Origin of the sequence: Bacillus sp. SIMBA_005, from assembly GCF_046535585.1 — a bacterium.
Taxonomy (GTDB): Bacteria; Bacillota; Bacilli; order Bacillales; family Bacillaceae; genus Bacillus; species Bacillus pumilus.
Genome location: NZ_JAWRWI010000671.1, coordinates 1 through 259 on the forward strand (window position 1 = coordinate 1; position 259 = coordinate 259).

Here is a 259-nt window from a genome sequence, read left to right on the forward strand (position 1 = left end):
CGGTGCACCGGCGTCTGCGTTCCCGGTCGCGACGACCAACGCCTGGGTGACGCCACTCACCATCCCCGGCGGTGGCGAACTGGACATGTGGGCGATCAGCATGGTGACGGTCGCCGCCACTCATCGTCGCCGCGGCATCGCCCGGTCGCTGCTCGAGGGCGAACTCCGCGCCGCGGTCTCCGCCGGAGTCCCGATGGCCGGCCTCACCGTCTCCGAGGCGACGATCTACGGCCGGTACGGATTCGGCTCCGCGATCCCT

The 259-nt window shown here is 71.4% G+C and carries 1 protein-coding gene; it reads left to right on the forward strand.

What is annotated here, in order from left to right; genetic code table 11:
- Positions 1–259 (forward strand): GNAT family N-acetyltransferase (locus SB660_RS21780; protein ID WP_410584514.1); only part of this gene is annotated, 259 nt, incomplete at both ends.